The sequence below is a fragment of the Campylobacter lari genome, from assembly GCF_900638335.1.
Classification (GTDB): Bacteria; Campylobacterota; Campylobacteria; order Campylobacterales; family Campylobacteraceae; genus Campylobacter_D; species Campylobacter_D lari_E.
In genome coordinates, this window is sequence record NZ_LR134508.1 from 1,210,264 (window position 1) to 1,226,848 (window position 16,585).

Here is a 16,585-nt window from a genome sequence, read left to right on the forward strand (position 1 = left end):
AGATGACTTTTAAACTTATAGACTTGGAATATTTCAACGATAAAAAATCAACATTAATAGCATGTGAAAAGAATATCAACTGTCCTTTTGAAATAAAAAGAATTTTTTATATTTTTGACGTACCAAAAAATACCGTTAGAGGTAATCACGCAAACATAAATTCTCAATTCTTTTTTATTGCTCTAAAAGGAGAGTGCAAGATAAAAATTGACGATGGTAACAAACAAAATATTTTTTTACTAAACAATCCAAAACAAGGATTGTTTTTAGATAAAATGTTGTGGAAACAAATGTATGATTTTTCAAAAGACTGCATTTTATTAGTACTAGCTAATACTTACTATGATAAAAATGAATATATTTATAACTATGATGAATTTTTAAAGGTTGCAAAGTGATACATTCTTTATCAGATGTGCAAAGTAAAAACATAGGAGTTAATACAAACATATGGCAGTTTTGTGTAGTTTTACCAAATGCTATTATTGGAGATAATTGCAATATATGTTCACATTGTTTTATAGAAAATAATGTAAAAATTGGTAACAATGTTACCATAAAATGCGGGGTGCAAATTTGGGATGGTATAGAAATAGAAGATAATGTATTTATAGGACCTAATGTGACATTTTGCAATGATAAATATCCAAAATCAAAGCAATATCCTAAAGAATTTTTAAAAACTATTATTAAAAAAGGTGCTAGCATTGGAGCAAATGCTACTATTTTACCTGGAGTTACTATAGGGGAAAATGCTATGATTGGAGCAGGTTCTATCGTTACAAAAAATATTAATGATAATTCTAAATATTATTGTAAAATTAATCAATTCTATTCAAAATAAAAAAAGAAGGAATTAAAAAACAATGAAAATCTCAATTCTTATGCCTTGTTACAATTCTTCAAAATATCTAGATAGAAGTATTACTTCTGTTTTAAAACAAGATTATAAGAATTGGGAATTGATATGCATAGATGATGGATCAACCGATGACACCTATAATCTTTTAATTAATTTTACTAATCAAGATTCAAGAATAAAAGTATTTAAAAAAAACAATAGCGGTATGGCTGCACCCGCATTAAACCTAGCATTAAAACATGCTACTGGAGATTTTATTTTTTTATTAGGACATGACGATGAGATAAATGATGTTTTATTAAGTGATTTCATTTCAAGATATAACGAATTAACCTTGCAAAATCATTCCATAGATGCTATTATTCCTAGATCATTGATTTTTTTTCAAGAAAATCAAGATAAAAACTATATGTATTGCGGAATTAAAAATATTCCAGATAGTGAAGATAAAATTCTAACTGGTACAGAAGCATTTAAACTAAGCATTAATTGGGATATAGCTACTTTTGCATTTTATAGGACTGAAATTGTTAAAAAGCTAGGTTTTTATGAAGAAGGTATTAGTGGAGATGAGTATTCTGTTAGAGAATTTCTTCTTAATTCTAAAAAAATAGCCTTTGCAAAAAATGGTATATATATTTACCATCAAATCAATGAAAGCATAACTCATAAGTTAAAACCTAGAAAATTTAATATTCATAAAACACTGTATATGGTTGAAAAATTAGCAAAAAAATGGAAATTCGATTCAAAAACTATTCGTAAAATTAATCAACTCAGAATAAAACAATTCTATAACATGCAAGAAGAATATTTAATTAACAAAAACAACTTCAGTAAACAAGAACAAAAATTAATCGAGATGTATTTAAATGAAAATTTAAATCTTATAGAGCCATATAGAATATTTGCAGATTATTTCGTCAGAAAAGAAAAGGATAAATTTGGTAAATCTATTGTTCTTTTTCATTATTTAAAATTTTACTATAAAAAATTAAAAAATGATCAATAAAGTATCGATTTTAACACCTTGTTTTAACCATGAAAAATATATTAAATATTTTATACAAAGTATTTTAGAGCAAAGCTTTGAAAATTTTGAACTTATTATAGTAGATGACTGCTCAAGTGATGACAGCGCAAAAGAAATTCAAAAATTTCAAGATCCAAGAATAAAACTCATAAAGCATGATTTTAACCAAGGTATAAATGGGGCTTTAAATACCACTTTTGAAAATTCAAGTGGAGATTATATAGTATTTTGCGCTAGTGATGATATGCTGGAAAAAAATGCTTTAGAAAAAATTCATCAAATTTTCAACTCTTTAGAAGTAGATGTAATATATCCTAGCATGAGTATTATAAACGATGAAAACATAGAAATTTCAAAAAATTTTATCACTCAAAGATCAAATCTTGAAGCTTTGAGGCATTTATTTTTTAAAGGGAATTGCTTTTTTTCTCCAGGGATGGCTGTAAAAAAAGAAGTATTTAAAAAAATCTATCCTTTACCAAATGCACTATGCAATCACCAAGATACTCAAATGCATATAAGCCTACTTGCTCAAAAAGCTAAGATCCATTTTTTAAAAGAAACTTTAGTAAAATACAGAATTCGAGCCAATGAAGCAAATATAAGCACACCTAATGCTTCCACAAAAGCTAGAGAAAATTTAGAGATAGAACTTTTAATGGATTCATTTCTAAAAATTCAAGATATAGAATTTTTAAAAGAAATTTTCAAAGATGAAATTAAAAAATTAAAAATCAAGCCTTTTGAAAATACCATAGAGTTTTTTCTTGGAAGAATGGCGATAGAATCTCAAGAAAAAACTAGAAAATATTGGGGTTATCATAAAATAATACATTTTTATAACGATAAAAACAATGTTAAAATTCTTTTAGAAAAGTATAATTTTACCTTTAAAGATTTACTCTCCTTATCTATCCTGTGTGATGATGATAGAGTAGAGAAAAAATATAGAAAATATAAAAAGCTTTTTAATTATTCTCTTGTATTTTTAAGTATAATTACTTTGATGTTTATATGTATTTTATTGCTAGGATGATGATATGATTAGTTTTTTAGATCTACACAAAATTAACGCAAGATTTGAAGATAAAATAAAAGATAAAATAAATGAAGTTATTAATAGTGGTTGGTATATACTTGGAAAGCAATGTGCAAATTTTGAAACAAATTTTGCACAATATTGTGGCGTAAAACACTGCATAGGTGTTGCAAATGGTCTTGATGCATTAAGAATTATCATCAAAGCTTATGAATTTAACAAAAACGATGAAATCATAGTTCCTGCAAATACTTACATTGCTTCTATATTAGCTATAACTGATAATCTTTGCAAGCCGATTTTAATAGAGCCTGATATAAATACTTATAATATAGATGCAAAATCAATCGAAGAAAAAATCACAAACAAAACAAAAGCTATCATGGTGGTTCATCTTTATGGACAAGTTTGTAATATGGAGCCAATATATGCTTTAGCAAAAAAATACAATCTTAAAATCATAGAAGATTGTGCACAAGCTCATGGGGCAAATTTTAAAGGAAAAAAAGTTGGTAGTTTGGGTGATGCAGCAGGGTTTTCATTTTACCCTGGAAAAAATTTAGGTGCTTTGGGTGATGCGGGTTGTATTACAACAAATGATGATTTATTAGCTAGTAAAATACGAGCTTTAGCAAACTATGGTTCTCATAAAAAATACGAAAATTTATACGCAGGTTTAAATTCAAGACTTGATGAATTACAAGCTGGAATTTTAGATATTAAATTAAAACATCTAGACAGTGACAATCAAAAAAGAAAAGAAATAGCTGATTATTACATGAAAAATATAAAAAATGAAAATATCATTTTACCTAAAATAGACATCGATCATGTATGGCATTTATTTGTCATAAGAACCAAATTTAGAGATAAACTACAAAAATACCTCAACGAAAACAATATACAAACAATCATCCATTACCCTATACCACCGCATAAACAAGAATGCTATAAAGATTTCAATAATCTTTCATTACCTATAACCGAACAAATTCACAATGAAGTGTTATCAATACCAATTTCACCTGTGATGACACAAGATGAAATTTTAGAAATAATAAAGATTCTTAACAAATGGGAGCTTTAAAATATTTTAAATATAGTCTTAAAAACATGTATTGAATTTTTGTTTTCTTATAGGCCTTTAATATATTAACTTTTCCTTTTACCTTTAAAGGATCTTTATTAAAACTACAAATCTTAAATGCATTTTTAATATAAAAATATAAAATCACTTTTTTTAAAAATAAAGAAATTGTTTTATCTGGGTAACAACTAATAAAATTAATTAACTCTAAGGCTATTAACACCCAACTAGAATATCTAAAATATTCCTTTGCTAAAAATGCATCTCCATTAAAAGCATCTAATATATTCCTAAAATGAGGAAGTATGTTATCTTTAATAATTATCTTATCTTGATTTGTTGATGAATTTGTTCGAATTCTGTAATAATAAAATACTTTAGGGTAAACATAAATATTTTTAGCTTGCGAAAAAAGCAAAATTCCAAATAAATGATCTTCAGCAAAAATACCATCTTTAAATTTTATTTTTTTATTTTTTATGTGGTTAAAATTTATCATACCCGAACAAACAAAAGAAAAATCTTTCATCTTGCTTCTTGCTAAATATCGCAACCATTCTAACGAAGTAATCTTTTTTTCTTGTTTTATATTAATGTCTTTTAGCCTACTACTTTGACTTTGATTTTTACAAGATATTTCATAGTATTTTGCCTCATCAAACCAAACCACATCTACCCCATCCATTCTAGGTACACATTCTTCTATGCAGTTTAATTCCCAATAATCATCAGAATCTAAAAAGATAATATAATCTATAATAGGATAAGTAAAGCTTGTTAAATCTTGTTCATCATTAAAAGCTTTATAGCTTTTATATACAGTATATATTTCATAAGGATTATTATCCTCTATATTAAATTCTATTAAAGAATTTTCTTTTATAGTTTGGGTTTTGTTTTTGAGTTTATATTCTCCGCTAAAATATTCTATACCTACATTTCTTGCTGTGCTTTGTCCACCATTTTTTTTATCAAAAAGAGTGATTCTTTTATCTTTTAAAGTGTATTCTTTTGCAATATTGAGTGAGTTTTCATCCGTGCTGCCATCATTTACTAGTATGATTTCTAAGTTAGTATAAGTTTGATTGATTACACTATCTAAACATTCTTTTAGATATTTTTCTACATTGTATATGGGGATTACTACGCCGATGGTTTTCATATATGCATAACCTTGATTATTTTTGATATTATATCAAAAAAACTTTTTAGGAATTTATTATGCAAATATATCAAAACAACCATTTGCTTTATAATAATCTAACAAAAAAATTAAGCTCATTTATACCCATAAAATCAACAAGAAGAAAATTAAGAAATCATATCCAATATAAGTTAGAACACCCTAAAGTAGCTAATTATCTTTTAAACAACTATATCAATCCTTTTTTAGAAGGAAAAATTCCTCATTTTGATTTTGAAAAAAAACATCATTTTAAAAACGATAAAATCATTTGGCAATTTTGGTACCAAGGTAAAAATCAAGCTTCACCTATGATACAGCAATGTTTCAATTCAGTGCAAAATCAAATGAAAGATGATTACACAATCATCATTTTAGATAAAGATAATATAAAAGATTACCTTGATTTTCCACCATACGTTATAGAAAAATTAGAAAATAATTTTTTTGGAGAAAAAACTATAACTTTTTTTTCAGATCTTTTAAGAGTATGCTTGCTTGCAACTTATGGTGGCATATGGTGTGATGCAAGTATATTTTTAAGCTCTAAAATTCCTAGTGAACTTTATGATAAAGACTTTTTTACTTTTGAAAGGTCAAAAATAAAACCTGGTAAAGAAAAATTGAAAGAATTTATCAAAAGTGGATATTTTTCTTACGGATATTTTAACTGGAATGATGATTTTAAGGTTAAAATACTAAATAGTTTTATAGTCTCAAAATCTCATCATAAAAATATCCAAGCTATGAAAGACATACTTATATACTATTGGTCAAATGAGAAAAATTCTAATAACTTTTATTATTTTACTTTTCAAATTATCTTTGAACTTTTAAAAGAACATGGCTTTATAAATGATACTTATAAAAACATGAGCGATATAGAATGTCATTTATTGCAATTTAGCGCCAAAGAAAAATTTAATTCAACTCTTTGGGAAGAAATTCAAAAACAAAGTTTTTTACACAAACTCACACATTTTAAATCTATAAAAAAAGATTCAATGATAGATAAAATCATCTTGCAAAGTTGATTTTATCTAAAAATACCTTTTATTTTTTGGCAAATTTTCCAAAGATCGTAAGGGATTTTTGTCTGGATAAAAGGTTTTATTATAGGTAATTTTTCCTTTAAATTTAAAGGATCTTTTTTAAATTTTTTAATCATCAAAGCCTTTTTTACATAAAAAGGCAAAAAAGCCTCTTTTATGGCTTGAGAATTTTCACTTTTTTGATCTTTAAAAAATTCTATCAACTCCAAAGCTGTTATCATCCTACTTGCTGCTTTTAAATAGTTTTTTGCCTCTTTAGCATTTTCTCCAAAAAATTCATACAAGTCTTTAAAATATTCTGACACATTTGCCTTTGTAACTTTTTTATCATGATTTGATATACTATTTGCCCTCAAACGGCATAAGTACAATCTTTTTGGTAAAATATAGATACTATCAGCACTCGCAAACAAAACCATGCCAAAATGAATATCTTCATTGATGATTTTGTTGATAAATTTAAGTTTTAATTGTTTTAAAAATGAAAAATCTATCATACCACCCCAACTAAATGAAATATCCCTCGAACCTACTTTTATAGCCTGCTTAGCATAGTCTCTTGGAGTAATAGTGCATTCTTGAGTAAAATTAAATACATTCATCCTTGTTTTTTGACCCTTATCTTCTATACCATCATCATAAATACAAGCATGGTCAAACCACAATACATCTACATTTTGCATTCTCGCGACGCATTCTTCTATGCAGTTTAACTCCCAATAATTATCAGAATCTAAAAAAATAATATAATCAATCTTTGGAATTTCTAGCTTATCACTCGCTAAAGCATTTTTATACTTATAAATTTTATAAATATTTTGTGGATTATCGCCAACAATCTTAAAAATATTTAATTCATTTTCTTTTTCAATATATTGTATTTCATATTCTCCATAAAAAAATTCTATACCTGTATTTCTAGCACTGCTTAAACCACCATTTTTTTTATCAAAAAGAGTAATTCTTTTATCTTTTAAAGTGTATTCTTTTGCAATATTGAGTGAGTTTTCATCTGTACTGCCATCATTTACTAGTATGATTTCTAAGTTAGTATAAGTTTGATTGATTACACTATCTAAACATTCTTTTAGATATTTTTCTACATTGTATATGGGGATTACTACGCCTACTTTTTTCATGCTTTATCTCCAAGTTGTTTTTTTATTTTTTATAGTTTCAAGATAAATTTGATGATTGATTTCAAGCATATTTTTGCTATTTTCTTCATGATAGATATGATAAGCTAGAGCGCTAAATTTAAGTCTTTTAAACACTCCATCATTAAATAAAAATCTGGCTACAAACTCACTATCTTCCCTACCCCAACCTATAAATTTTTCATTAAATCCCTCAATGGCTTCAAAATCACTTTTATAAAAACTCATATTGCAAGTTTTACTACCTTTAACAAGTTGTGATTTTTTAAAAAATTTCTTAGTTAATTTTGAAAATTTATATACACATTTGGCTAAAAAAATATTTCTTTTATTTTTAAAACCTTTTTTATCAAATGCCAAACTAAAATCATTTTTTCTTAAAAGTTCTTTGCTTTCTTTTTCATTTAAAATAGTTCTTGAGCCTTGCAAAATAGTCTTTAAGCTAGCAAATTTTAAATGATCATTAATGAAGTTTTTTTCTAAAATCATATCCCCATCGATTAAGATGATATATTCGCTATTAGAGGCATTAATTGCCTTATTGCGACTTGCCGCAGCACGAAATCCCTCATCTTTTTGCCAAATATGCTCTAACTTACAAGGAAAATCTTTTTGATAAGCTTGTATAAGCTTGGCTGTATCTTCCCTGCTTCCATCATCAGCTATTAAAACCTCATCTGGTAAAGGCTCTAAATTTTTAACGCTATCAAGCACTAAAGCAAGCCTTTCTTTTTGATTATAAGTAGTGATAATCAAAGCACAAGTTTTTGGCTTTTGCTTTTTAAGTTCATACAATTTCATATATTTAAAAAAAGCTCCAAGTCCATTACAAGTACTTATGATAAAGCCTTTATAACCATAGAAAATTCCTTTTTTTAAAACATAATTTCTAAAAAAAGTCCAAATTCCTCTTAGCAATGCCTTGCAAACATTACTTTCTTTATGTAAATTTTGCAAAGCCCAAAGCTTGGAATATTTTTGAAGCTTATCTAATAAATCATCGATATCATCAAAAGCAAAATGTTTCAAGCCATTTTGCAACTTAATCTTTTTGCTATCTTCATATAAAATCAAACTCTCATGTACCAAATTTTCATTAAAACTAGTATGGGTTTTATTAAACACCCGCATTACATGATCAGGCCACCATCCACAAGCTTTAATCCACTCTCCATTGTATAAATTTTCTCTTGGTAAGGCTATAATATCTTCTTTATTAGGCTCAATCTGCCCTAATTCTTGTAAAAATTCTTTCTTAGCAAGTTCATCTGCGTCAATATTAAAAATCCAATCATTACTAGCATAACTTATGGCTAAATTTTTCAAAGGTCCAAAACCTATAAATTTATGCTGATAAATCTTGATATTTTTATAGTTTTTACTAAATTCATAAGCAATTTTCAAAGTATCATCATTGCTATCATTTTCTATTAAAACTATCTCGCCAAATTCTTGCAAAGATTCCAAGCAAGTTTTTAAGGTTTTTTGAGCATTTTTAACAATCATTATCACACTAATTTGCTTTAAATCCATTTTATATCCTATAAATATAATTCATGATTGTATCTTTTAAATCTCTTATGAAAGAAAAAATATTCATCAGGTTTAAATTTAATCATCTCTTCACAACACTTTGCTTGATACTTAGTAAGCTCTTCTACACTTGCCTTACTTGCGTCTAAAGCCTTAAAAGTTTTTACAAAAAATTTCTCATCTTTTTGATACACAAAACAAGGTAAAATCATAGCATTTGTTTTTTTAGCAAGCACACTTGCACCTGCTATAAAATTTACTTCTTGGTTAAAATATTGTATTTTTACACTTTCACCATCTACCGCATCTTGATCGGTTAAAATTCCAAGCGATCTGCCTTCTTTTAAGGCTTTTAGCATTTTTTTAAGGCCGCCTTTTTTTTCTATAAGTTCTATATTAAATTGCGTGCGATTTTTACTTAAAATTTTATCCATTATCACACTATCAAGCGCTCTTCCAACTATGGAAATTCCTTGAAATTTAGCCCCAAAAGATAAAGCCAAAAGTTCCCAGTTACCATAATGAGCCGTAGTTACAATCAAGGGTCTTTTACTTTGCATTATATTTAAAATTTGCTCCTCATCATCAAAGCAAATTTTATTGATGATTTCTTCTTTGCTTGCATTTTGATTTTTGATAAAATCAATCCCAAATTTAGCAAAATTTTTATAGATATTAAGACTAGTTTCATCACGCCATTTTTGATCTTTTTCAGGAAAGCAAATTTTTAAGTTTGTGTCAATGATTTTACGATGTTTGTGATTAAGCCTATAAGTGATTAAAGCAACCAAATTTGCAAAAGAGTTCAAAAGCTTTGAAGGTAAAATTTTCACAAGAACTTTTAACATGTAAAAAAGGCTTAGATATACATAATTTATCATTTTTCTAAAAGCTCACAAGCAAGTTTAAAAATATCTTTTTCATCGATATTTTGTATACAAAAATCACTTTTATCTATATGCTTTGAATGCAGTATTTTTTTACCCGCATTGATTGTTTTATTGATATTTGTTTCATAAGCATTTCTTTGACTAGGAGTAGCACCAAAAATCGTTATAGAAGGCTTGTTTAGTGCAAAGGCTAAATGAGTGGGCCCGCTATCATTTCCGATAATCAAATCACTTGCCTTAGTTAAAGCACAAAGCTCACTTAAGCTTAATTTTGGCGCAAGTTCTATTTTCAAATGCTTTAAATTTAAAACTACATCTTTAGCAAAATTAAACTCATTAACATTACCCCAACCAAGCATGATTTTTGCACTAGTAAAATACTCTAAAAGCATTCTGCAAAGTAGTATCAAACGCTCTTTTGGATAAATTTTATTAGGCATAGATGAGCCTACATGTATGAGTATATTTGGTGCACTTTCACTTAAAGAAAGCCTTTGTTCTAAGCTTTCTTTTAACTCATCATCTACGCTAAAACAGCTTTGTTTTAACTCTATGTCGCTATGATCAAAATGCTCATTTAATACATAAGCTACCAAAGAAAGATTACGTACAATAATATTTTCTTCATAATTACACGCAAATTTATGTGTATAAAAATTGCTCGCAAAACCCTCTTTGATACTTTCTTGATCAAAACCAAAGGTATTAGCACATAAAAATTTACTTACTAAAGCAGATTTAATCAAACCTTGCAAATCAATCACAACATCATATTTATTTTGCCTAGCTTCAAAAAGCATAGCAAAAACTTCTTTGAATTTTCTATCTTTTAAAGGCAGGGCATATACTTCATTGATCATTGGATGATCTTGCAACAATCCTGCAAATCTTGCATCTACAAACCAATCAATACTCGCCTTAGGATAGTGCTTTTTAATAAATTGCAAAACAATCACCGCATGGATGATATCTCCAAGTGCGGATAACTTAACCAAACCTATTTTCATGTGCTACTTTATTTTTAAATTTTCTGTTATGATTTTAACAAAGATTTTTTTAAAAAAAGGTTTATCATGCAAGAATATATTTGCGTTTTTGATTGTGAGAGCATTCCTGATGTAGAATTGATAAAACATCTTTATGATTTTAATGGCGATGATTTAAACATTAGCAAGCAAGCTTTAGAAAAACAAAAAGAAGAAAGTGGAAGCGAGTTTTTACCCCTGCCTTTTCATAAAGTTGTAAGCATTTGTGCAGTGATTGCAGATAAATTTGGAAATTTCATCAAAGTCAATAAAATCAAAGGCGACAATGAAAAACAAATGCTAGAAGAGTTTTTTAACTTCATAGACAAGCACCAACCCCGCCTTGTAAGTTTTAATGGCAAAAGCTATGATATGCCTTTGCTTGTTATAAGAGCATTAAAATACAATATCAACGCAAGTGCTTATTTAGATGCAAGCGATAAATGGAATAACTACAAAAGTAAATTTGTAGAAAATAAACATTGTGATTTATTAGAATCTTTAGGAAGTTTTGGCCAAAAAGGCTTAAGACTTGACACACTTTGTGCTATGGCAGGACTTCCTGGAAAGTATGATGTACATGGAAATGAAGTATTAGAACTTTTTTATCAAAACAAATTAGAAAAAATTCACGAGTATTGCGAGAGTGATGTGCTAAACACCTATATGTTATTTTTAAAATACGAACTCATCAAAGCTAATTTAACCCAAGAAGATTATCTTAATATTTTAGAAAATTTCAAAGAAGAGCTTTTGCAAAAACATAGTGATAAAAGCTATCAAAAGCCATTTTTAGAAGCCATAGAAAAAGAAAAGAGCAAGTTTTAAATTAATTAAGAAAAGTATATTAAAATAACTATTATTAAATATCACAAAAAGGATAAAAATGAAAATTTTAATCACCGGTGGCGCAGGATACATAGGCTCTCATACTTTAAAACAATTTTTAGAAACAAATCATGAAATTTGTGTATTAGATAATCTTTCAAAAGGCAGTAAAAAAAGCTTAGATGAACTTTCTAAAATCAGACCTTTTAAGTTTTTTGAGCAAGATTTAAGCGATTATGCTGGGATTAAAAAACTTTTCAAAGAAGAAAAATTTGATGCGATTGTGCATTTTGCAGCTAGCATTGAAGTTCCTGAAAGTATGGAAAATCCTTTAAAATACTATATGAACAATACCGCAAATACAAGTAATCTAATCCAAACTTGCTTAGAAACAGGTGTGAAAAAATTCATTTTTTCTTCAACCGCAGCTACTTACGGAGAGCCACAAACTCCTATCGTAGATGAGCAAAGTCCATTAGCACCGATTAATCCTTATGGACAAAGCAAGCTTATGAGTGAAAAAGTCCTACAAGATGCTAATATGGCAAATCCTGAATTTAAATACTGCATTTTAAGATACTTCAATGTAGCAGGTGCTTGCATGAGTTATCCTATAGGTCAACGCTATCCAAAAGCTACTTTGCTTATCAAGGTTGCTGCTGAAGTAGCCACAGGAAAAAGAGAAAAGCTTTATATTTTTGGCGATGATTATAATACTAAAGATGGCACTTGCATTAGAGATTTTATCCATGTTGATGATATTTCAAGTGCGCATTTAGCTGCTTTAGAATACTTAGAAAACAATGAAAGTAATATTTTCAATGTAGGCTATGGACATGGCTTTAGCGTAAAAGAAGTTATTGAAACTATGAAAAAAGTAAGCGGGGTGGATTTCACAGTAGAACTTGCACCAAAAAGAGCTGGAGATCCTTCTGTGCTTATTTCAAATGCGGATAAAATCAAAACCCTAACCAACTGGAAACCAAAATATGATGATTTAGAATTAATCTGCAAAAGCGCTTATGAGTGGGAAAAACAGTGTTAAAAAAACTTTTTTTCATACTCAATGCTCATGATAAGAAATTTTTATTTGCTTTGCTAATTTTTTCTATTTTTATAGGATTTATAGAAAGCTTTGCCATTTCTTTAATCATGCCTTTTGTATCGGTAGCGAGTAATTTTGAGCTTTTAGAAAAAAGCTCCTATTTTCAACCTACATATGAGTATTTAAACTTACCAAGTTATAAGATTATTGCTTATTTTGGCTGTATATTAATCGCCTTTTATATTTTTAGAGCCTTTTTAAATGCCTTTTATTTTCATTTGCTTGCGCGTTTTTCTAAAGGGCGTTATCACAGCCTTGCTTGTCGTATTTTTGATAAATACTTACACCTTGAATATGAAAATTTTACTAATAAAAATCAATCAGAACTTTTAAAAACCATCACTCAAGAAGTATTTCATTTAAGTACTTTAATTAGTGCATTTTTACTTATGCTAAGTGAAAGTTTTGTGGTGTTTTTGCTTTATACTTTATTGCTAATTATCAACTATAAAATCACCCTAGCTTTAAGTGCTTTTTTGCTTTTAAATGCTTTTATTTTGATCAAAATCCTCTCGCCCTTAGTAAAAAAAGCTTCCATAGCTAGAGAAGAAGCGATGAAAAATTATTTTGAAATTTTAAATGCAAATTTAAACAATCTTAAAATCATCAAACTCAAAACTAAAGAACAAAGTACACAAAAGCTTTATGAACTTCAAAGTGGGCTTTTTGCTAAAGCAAACATTAGCAATGAAAGCATGTCAAGCATCCCTAGAATTTACCTTGAAGGTATAGGTTTTTGTATGCTTTGCTTTATTGTGGTGTATTTAGTTTTAAGATACGAAAGTGATATTTCATCTATCTTGGCAACTATTACCATTTTCGTAGTAGCTCTTTATAGACTTATGCCAAGTGCTAATCGTATCATCACAAGTTATAATGAAATCACATATTATAAAAACTCTTTAGATATTATTTATAACATGCTTAATGAAAAAGAAGAAAAGCTAGGCGATGAAAATATTGAATTTAAAGAAAAAATCGTTTTGAAAAATCTTTTCTTTGCTTATAAGGGTAAGAAAAATTTATTTAAAAATTTAAATTTTGAGCTTAAGAAAAATGAAAAAATCGCTTTTATAGGTAAAAGTGGAAGTGGTAAAAGTACTTTAGTTGATCTTATTATAGGGCTTTTAAAACCAAGCGATGGAGCTATTTTTGTAGATGGAATTAAGCTTGATGAGAGCAATATAAAAAGTTTTAGAAGTAAAATTGGCTACATACCTCAACAAATTTATCTTTTTAATGATTCTATTGCTAAAAATATTAGCTTTGGAGAAGAAGTAGATGAAGCTCTTTTATATAAGGTAATCAAGCAAGCTAATCTTGAAAGCTTTGTAAATTCACTTGAAGATGGGGTGCATACTAAGGTGGGTGATTCAGGTTCGTTTTTAAGTGGGGGTCAAAGACAAAGAATAGCCATAGCAAGAGCACTTTACCAACAACCTGAAATTTTAGTTTTAGATGAAGCAACTAGCGCTCTTGATCAAGAAAGCGAAGCAAAAATCATGGAAGAAATCTATAAAATTTCAAAAGATAAAACCCTCATCATCATAGCCCATAGGCTCTCAACTATACAAGGTTGTGATAGAGTATTTGAAGTAAATCATGGGCATTTAAAGGAACAAGTATGAAAATCACTTTCATTATAGCTACTTTAAATTCAGGTGGTGCTGAAAGGGTTTTAGTTACTTTGGCTAATGAACTTTGCAAAAATCATGAAATAAATATTATCAAATTTCACAAAGAAGGCTCTTTTTACAAGCTTGATCCAAAAATCAAACTTTTTACCCTAAAGCAGTTTGACTTTTCCACTCTTTATAATAAAATAGCTTCACGCATTAAAAAATTCAAAGCCTTAAAACAAGCACTTAAAGAGCATAAAAGTGATGTTTTTATCTCATTTTTAGATACCACTAATATCGCTTGTATTTGGGCAAATAAAGGTTCTAATACACCTTTAATCATTAGTGAGCATAGCTCTTATACTTATTTAAAATCTAAAATTTGGAAGTTTTTACGCCGTATAAGTTTTCCTCATGCAAATGCTCTAACCGTGCTAAGCAATGATGATAAAAATTACTATGAAAACTTTGTTAAAAAAGTTATCAATATGCCAAATCCTTGTCATTTTAGCCCTATTAAAGAAAATTTAGAAAAAGAAAATAATGTCATTTTCGTAGGCAGACTTGATCATAATAAAAATGCTTCTATGTTTTTAAAAGCCATAGCAAAACTAGATACAAATTTACAAAATCAATACAGTTTTTTCATAGCAGGCGATGGAGAATTAAGACAAGATTTAGAACAAGAAGCTAAGAATTTAAATATCAAGATTAATTTTTTAGGTAAAGTTGAAAATATGCAAGAACTTTATAAAAAAGCAAAAATAATCTGTCTTTGCTCTTTCATAGAAGGCTTGCCAACGGTTTTGCTTGAAAGTTTATATTACCAAGTAGCGCGCATTAGCACTAAATACACAAGTGGCCATAAAGATTTAATTGATGATGAAAAAGATGGATTTTTAGTAGATTTAGATGATGAAAAAGCTTTAAGTGAAAAACTCACCCTTTTAATGCAAGATGAAAATTTAAGAAAAACACTAGTGCTTAATGCACAACAGCGATGTAAAGATTATGAAGTGGCCAATGTAGCACAAAAATGGCTTGATTTAATCAAAGAAGTAAGGGTTTAACATGAAAAAACTAGCAATTTTTATTTATTCTTTAGGAAGTGGTGGTGCTGAAAGGGTTGTATCTACGCTATTACCTGTGTTAAATTTAAAATATGAAGTACATTTGATTTTAATGAATGATAAAATATCCTATGATATTCCTGAAGTTAATATCCACTACCTTGAAAAATCAAGTCCAAGCGAAAGTAACTTAGCTAAATTTTTAAAACTACCCTTACTAGCTATGAAATACAAAAAACTTTGTGAAGATTTAAAAATCAATTTACAATTTGTATTATTAAACAGACCTAATTATATTGCATTAATGGCAAAATCCCTAGGACTTAAATCAACCCTTATTATCAATGAATGCACCACTCCAAGTGTGATTTACAAGCATAATAATCTAAATTCTTTTATCAATAAATTTCTTATTAAAAAACTTTATAACAAAGCAGATTTAATCTTAGCAAATTCTATAGGAAATAAAGAAGATTTAATACAAAATTTCAACATAGAAGCAAAAAAATGTGATATTTTATACAATGCCATAGACTTAGAAAACATTATAGAAAAATCTAAAGAAGAAATAGACTTTAAAGATCCTTTTATATTAAGCGTTGGTAGACTTGATCATGGTAAAAATCATGCTATGCTTATAAGAGCTTATGCAAAAGTTAAAACTGATTTAAAATTAGTCATTTTAGGCGAGGGTGTTTTAAAAGATGAGCTTTTAGCTTTAATAGAAACTTTAAATTTAAAAGACAAAGTCTTTTTACTAGGTTTTGATAAAAATCCTTATAAATACATGAGCAAATGTGATTTTTTTGCTTTTGCTTCAAGTTTTGAAGGCTTTTCTAATGTTTTAATCGAGTGCTTAGCTTGTAATACTGCCGTGCTTTGTACTGATCATAAAAGTGGCGCAAGAGAGTTATTTTTAGATGATGAGTTTGGACTTTTAGTAAAAGTAGATGATGAAAAAGCCATGCAAGAAGGCTTAGAAAAAATGTGCAATGATGAAGCATTAAAAGCTTCATATAGACAAAAGGCTTTTTTGCGTGCAAAAGAATTTGATAAAATTAGCATAGCAAAGCAATTATTTGAATTTTTCAACAAGGCATAA

15 protein-coding genes and 1 pseudogene are annotated in these 16,585 nt (G+C 27.9%); 11 read left to right on the forward strand and 5 right to left on the reverse strand.

All coding sequences use genetic code 11. The annotated features are described in order from the left end of the window. The first annotated feature begins 2 nt into the window (after positions 1–2). The 5 genes from EL235_RS06190 to EL235_RS06210 are packed head-to-tail and all read left to right on the forward strand — an operon-like array spanning position 3 to position 4,021. Positions 3–398 carry a sugar 3,4-ketoisomerase gene (locus EL235_RS06190; RefSeq protein ID WP_126341043.1) on the forward strand — a complete coding sequence of 132 codons (396 nt, stop codon included), beginning with the start codon at positions 3–5 and terminating at the stop codon, positions 396–398. After that, positions 395–844, forward strand: coding sequence for an N-acetyltransferase (locus EL235_RS06195; protein ID WP_126341044.1), 450 nt, complete (start codon positions 395–397; stop codon positions 842–844). The genes EL235_RS06190 and EL235_RS06195 overlap by 4 nt, the downstream gene beginning before the upstream one ends. Before the next feature lie 22 nt (positions 845–866). Next, positions 867–1,874, forward strand: a complete 1,008-nt coding sequence (locus EL235_RS06200; RefSeq protein ID WP_126341045.1) for a glycosyltransferase family 2 protein — start codon at positions 867–869, stop codon at positions 1,872–1,874. Then, positions 1,867–2,931, forward strand: coding sequence for a glycosyltransferase family 2 protein (locus tag EL235_RS06205; protein ID WP_126341199.1), 1,065 nt, complete (start codon positions 1,867–1,869; stop codon positions 2,929–2,931). The genes EL235_RS06200 and EL235_RS06205 overlap by 8 nt, the downstream gene beginning before the upstream one ends. A 4-nt stretch (positions 2,932–2,935) precedes the next feature. Beyond that, on the forward strand, positions 2,936–4,021 hold the full coding sequence (locus EL235_RS06210; RefSeq protein ID WP_126341046.1) for a DegT/DnrJ/EryC1/StrS family aminotransferase: 1,086 nt from the start codon (positions 2,936–2,938) through the stop codon (positions 4,019–4,021). Here the strand turns inward: EL235_RS06210 and EL235_RS06215 are convergent. Then, positions 4,002–5,183, reverse strand: a complete 1,182-nt coding sequence (locus EL235_RS06215) for a glycosyltransferase family 2 protein (RefSeq protein WP_126341047.1) — start codon at positions 5,181–5,183, stop codon at positions 4,002–4,004. The genes EL235_RS06210 and EL235_RS06215 overlap by 20 nt on opposite strands. A gap of 59 nt (positions 5,184–5,242) precedes the next feature. On the opposite strand from EL235_RS06215, the gene EL235_RS06220 reads away from it, so the two are divergent. Further along, the gene (locus EL235_RS06220; RefSeq protein ID WP_126341048.1) at positions 5,243–6,238 is read left to right on the forward strand and encodes a capsular polysaccharide synthesis protein; all 996 of its coding nucleotides are present in this window, start codon (positions 5,243–5,245) and stop codon (positions 6,236–6,238) included. On the opposite strand, the pseudogene EL235_RS06225 reads toward EL235_RS06220, so the two are convergent. From EL235_RS06225 to waaC, 4 genes and pseudogenes are all read right to left on the reverse strand, one after another. Beyond that, positions 6,222–7,395 (reverse strand): annotated as a pseudogene (locus EL235_RS06225) (glycosyltransferase family 2 protein). The gene EL235_RS06220 and the pseudogene EL235_RS06225 sit on opposite strands and share 17 nt — an antisense overlap. A gap of 3 nt (positions 7,396–7,398) precedes the next feature. Next, positions 7,399–8,946, reverse strand: coding sequence for a glycosyltransferase family 2 protein (locus EL235_RS06230; RefSeq protein ID WP_126341049.1), 1,548 nt, complete (start codon positions 8,944–8,946; stop codon positions 7,399–7,401). Between the two features lie 8 nt (positions 8,947–8,954). After that, positions 8,955–9,827: a lipid A biosynthesis lauroyl acyltransferase gene (locus EL235_RS06235; protein WP_126341050.1), complete on the reverse strand. Its 873-nt coding sequence runs from the start codon at positions 9,825–9,827 to the stop codon at positions 8,955–8,957. Continuing rightward, on the reverse strand, positions 9,824–10,843 hold the full coding sequence (gene waaC / locus EL235_RS06240) for a lipopolysaccharide heptosyltransferase I (protein ID WP_126341051.1): 1,020 nt from the start codon (positions 10,841–10,843) through the stop codon (positions 9,824–9,826). The genes EL235_RS06235 and waaC overlap by 4 nt, the downstream gene beginning before the upstream one ends. A gap of 66 nt (positions 10,844–10,909) precedes the next feature. Between waaC and EL235_RS06245 the strand changes: the two genes are divergently transcribed. Genes EL235_RS06245 through pglJ form a run of 5 tightly spaced genes read left to right on the forward strand, consistent with a single transcriptional unit; the run spans position 10,910 to position 16,585 of the window. Further along, positions 10,910–11,689, forward strand: coding sequence for a 3'-5' exonuclease (locus tag EL235_RS06245; RefSeq protein WP_126341052.1), 780 nt, complete (start codon positions 10,910–10,912; stop codon positions 11,687–11,689). Positions 11,690–11,747: 58 nt separating this feature from the next. Then, a complete protein-coding gene (gene galE, locus EL235_RS06250) occupies positions 11,748–12,734 on the forward strand; it encodes a UDP-glucose 4-epimerase GalE (protein ID WP_039626879.1) in 987 nt (328 codons plus the stop codon). Further along, positions 12,728–14,422: a BC-type lipopolysaccharide transporter PglK gene (gene pglK / locus EL235_RS06255; protein WP_126341053.1), complete on the forward strand. Its 1,695-nt coding sequence runs from the start codon at positions 12,728–12,730 to the stop codon at positions 14,420–14,422. The genes galE and pglK overlap by 7 nt, the downstream gene beginning before the upstream one ends. Continuing rightward, positions 14,419–15,483: a GalNAc-alpha-(1->4)-GalNAc-alpha-(1->3)-diNAcBac-PP-undecaprenol alpha-1,4-N-acetyl-D-galactosaminyltransferase gene (gene pglH, locus EL235_RS06260; protein ID WP_126341054.1), complete on the forward strand. Its 1,065-nt coding sequence runs from the start codon at positions 14,419–14,421 to the stop codon at positions 15,481–15,483. The genes pglK and pglH overlap by 4 nt, the downstream gene beginning before the upstream one ends. Before the next feature lies 1 nt (position 15,484). Continuing rightward, positions 15,485–16,585, forward strand: coding sequence for an N-acetylgalactosamine-N,N'-diacetylbacillosaminyl-diphospho-undecaprenol 4-alpha-N-acetylgalactosaminyltransferase (gene pglJ, locus EL235_RS06265; protein ID WP_114640579.1), 1,101 nt, complete (start codon positions 15,485–15,487; stop codon positions 16,583–16,585).

What these genes read in the sequence shown, in the direction of transcription:
- EL235_RS06220 (WP_126341048.1), top strand. Translation starts at nt 5,243, where the DNA reads ATGCAAATATATCAAAACAACCATTTGCTTTATAATAATCTAACAAAA.
- EL235_RS06235 (WP_126341050.1), bottom strand. Translation starts at nt 9,827, where the DNA reads ATGATAAATTATGTATATCTAAGCCTTTTTTACATGTTAAAAGTTCTT.
- EL235_RS06200 (WP_126341045.1), top strand. Translation starts at nt 867, where the DNA reads ATGAAAATCTCAATTCTTATGCCTTGTTACAATTCTTCAAAATATCTA.
- EL235_RS06215 (WP_126341047.1), bottom strand. Translation starts at nt 5,183, where the DNA reads ATGAAAACCATCGGCGTAGTAATCCCCATATACAATGTAGAAAAATAT.
- pglJ (WP_114640579.1), top strand. Translation starts at nt 15,485, where the DNA reads ATGAAAAAACTAGCAATTTTTATTTATTCTTTAGGAAGTGGTGGTGCT.
- waaC (WP_126341051.1), bottom strand. Translation starts at nt 10,843, where the DNA reads ATGAAAATAGGTTTGGTTAAGTTATCCGCACTTGGAGATATCATCCAT.
- galE (WP_039626879.1), top strand. Translation starts at nt 11,748, where the DNA reads ATGAAAATTTTAATCACCGGTGGCGCAGGATACATAGGCTCTCATACT.
- EL235_RS06245 (WP_126341052.1), top strand. Translation starts at nt 10,910, where the DNA reads ATGCAAGAATATATTTGCGTTTTTGATTGTGAGAGCATTCCTGATGTA.
- pglH (WP_126341054.1), top strand. Translation starts at nt 14,419, where the DNA reads ATGAAAATCACTTTCATTATAGCTACTTTAAATTCAGGTGGTGCTGAA.
- EL235_RS06190 (WP_126341043.1), top strand. Translation starts at nt 3, where the DNA reads ATGACTTTTAAACTTATAGACTTGGAATATTTCAACGATAAAAAATCA.
- EL235_RS06230 (WP_126341049.1), bottom strand. Translation starts at nt 8,946, where the DNA reads ATGGATTTAAAGCAAATTAGTGTGATAATGATTGTTAAAAATGCTCAA.
- EL235_RS06210 (WP_126341046.1), top strand. Translation starts at nt 2,936, where the DNA reads ATGATTAGTTTTTTAGATCTACACAAAATTAACGCAAGATTTGAAGAT.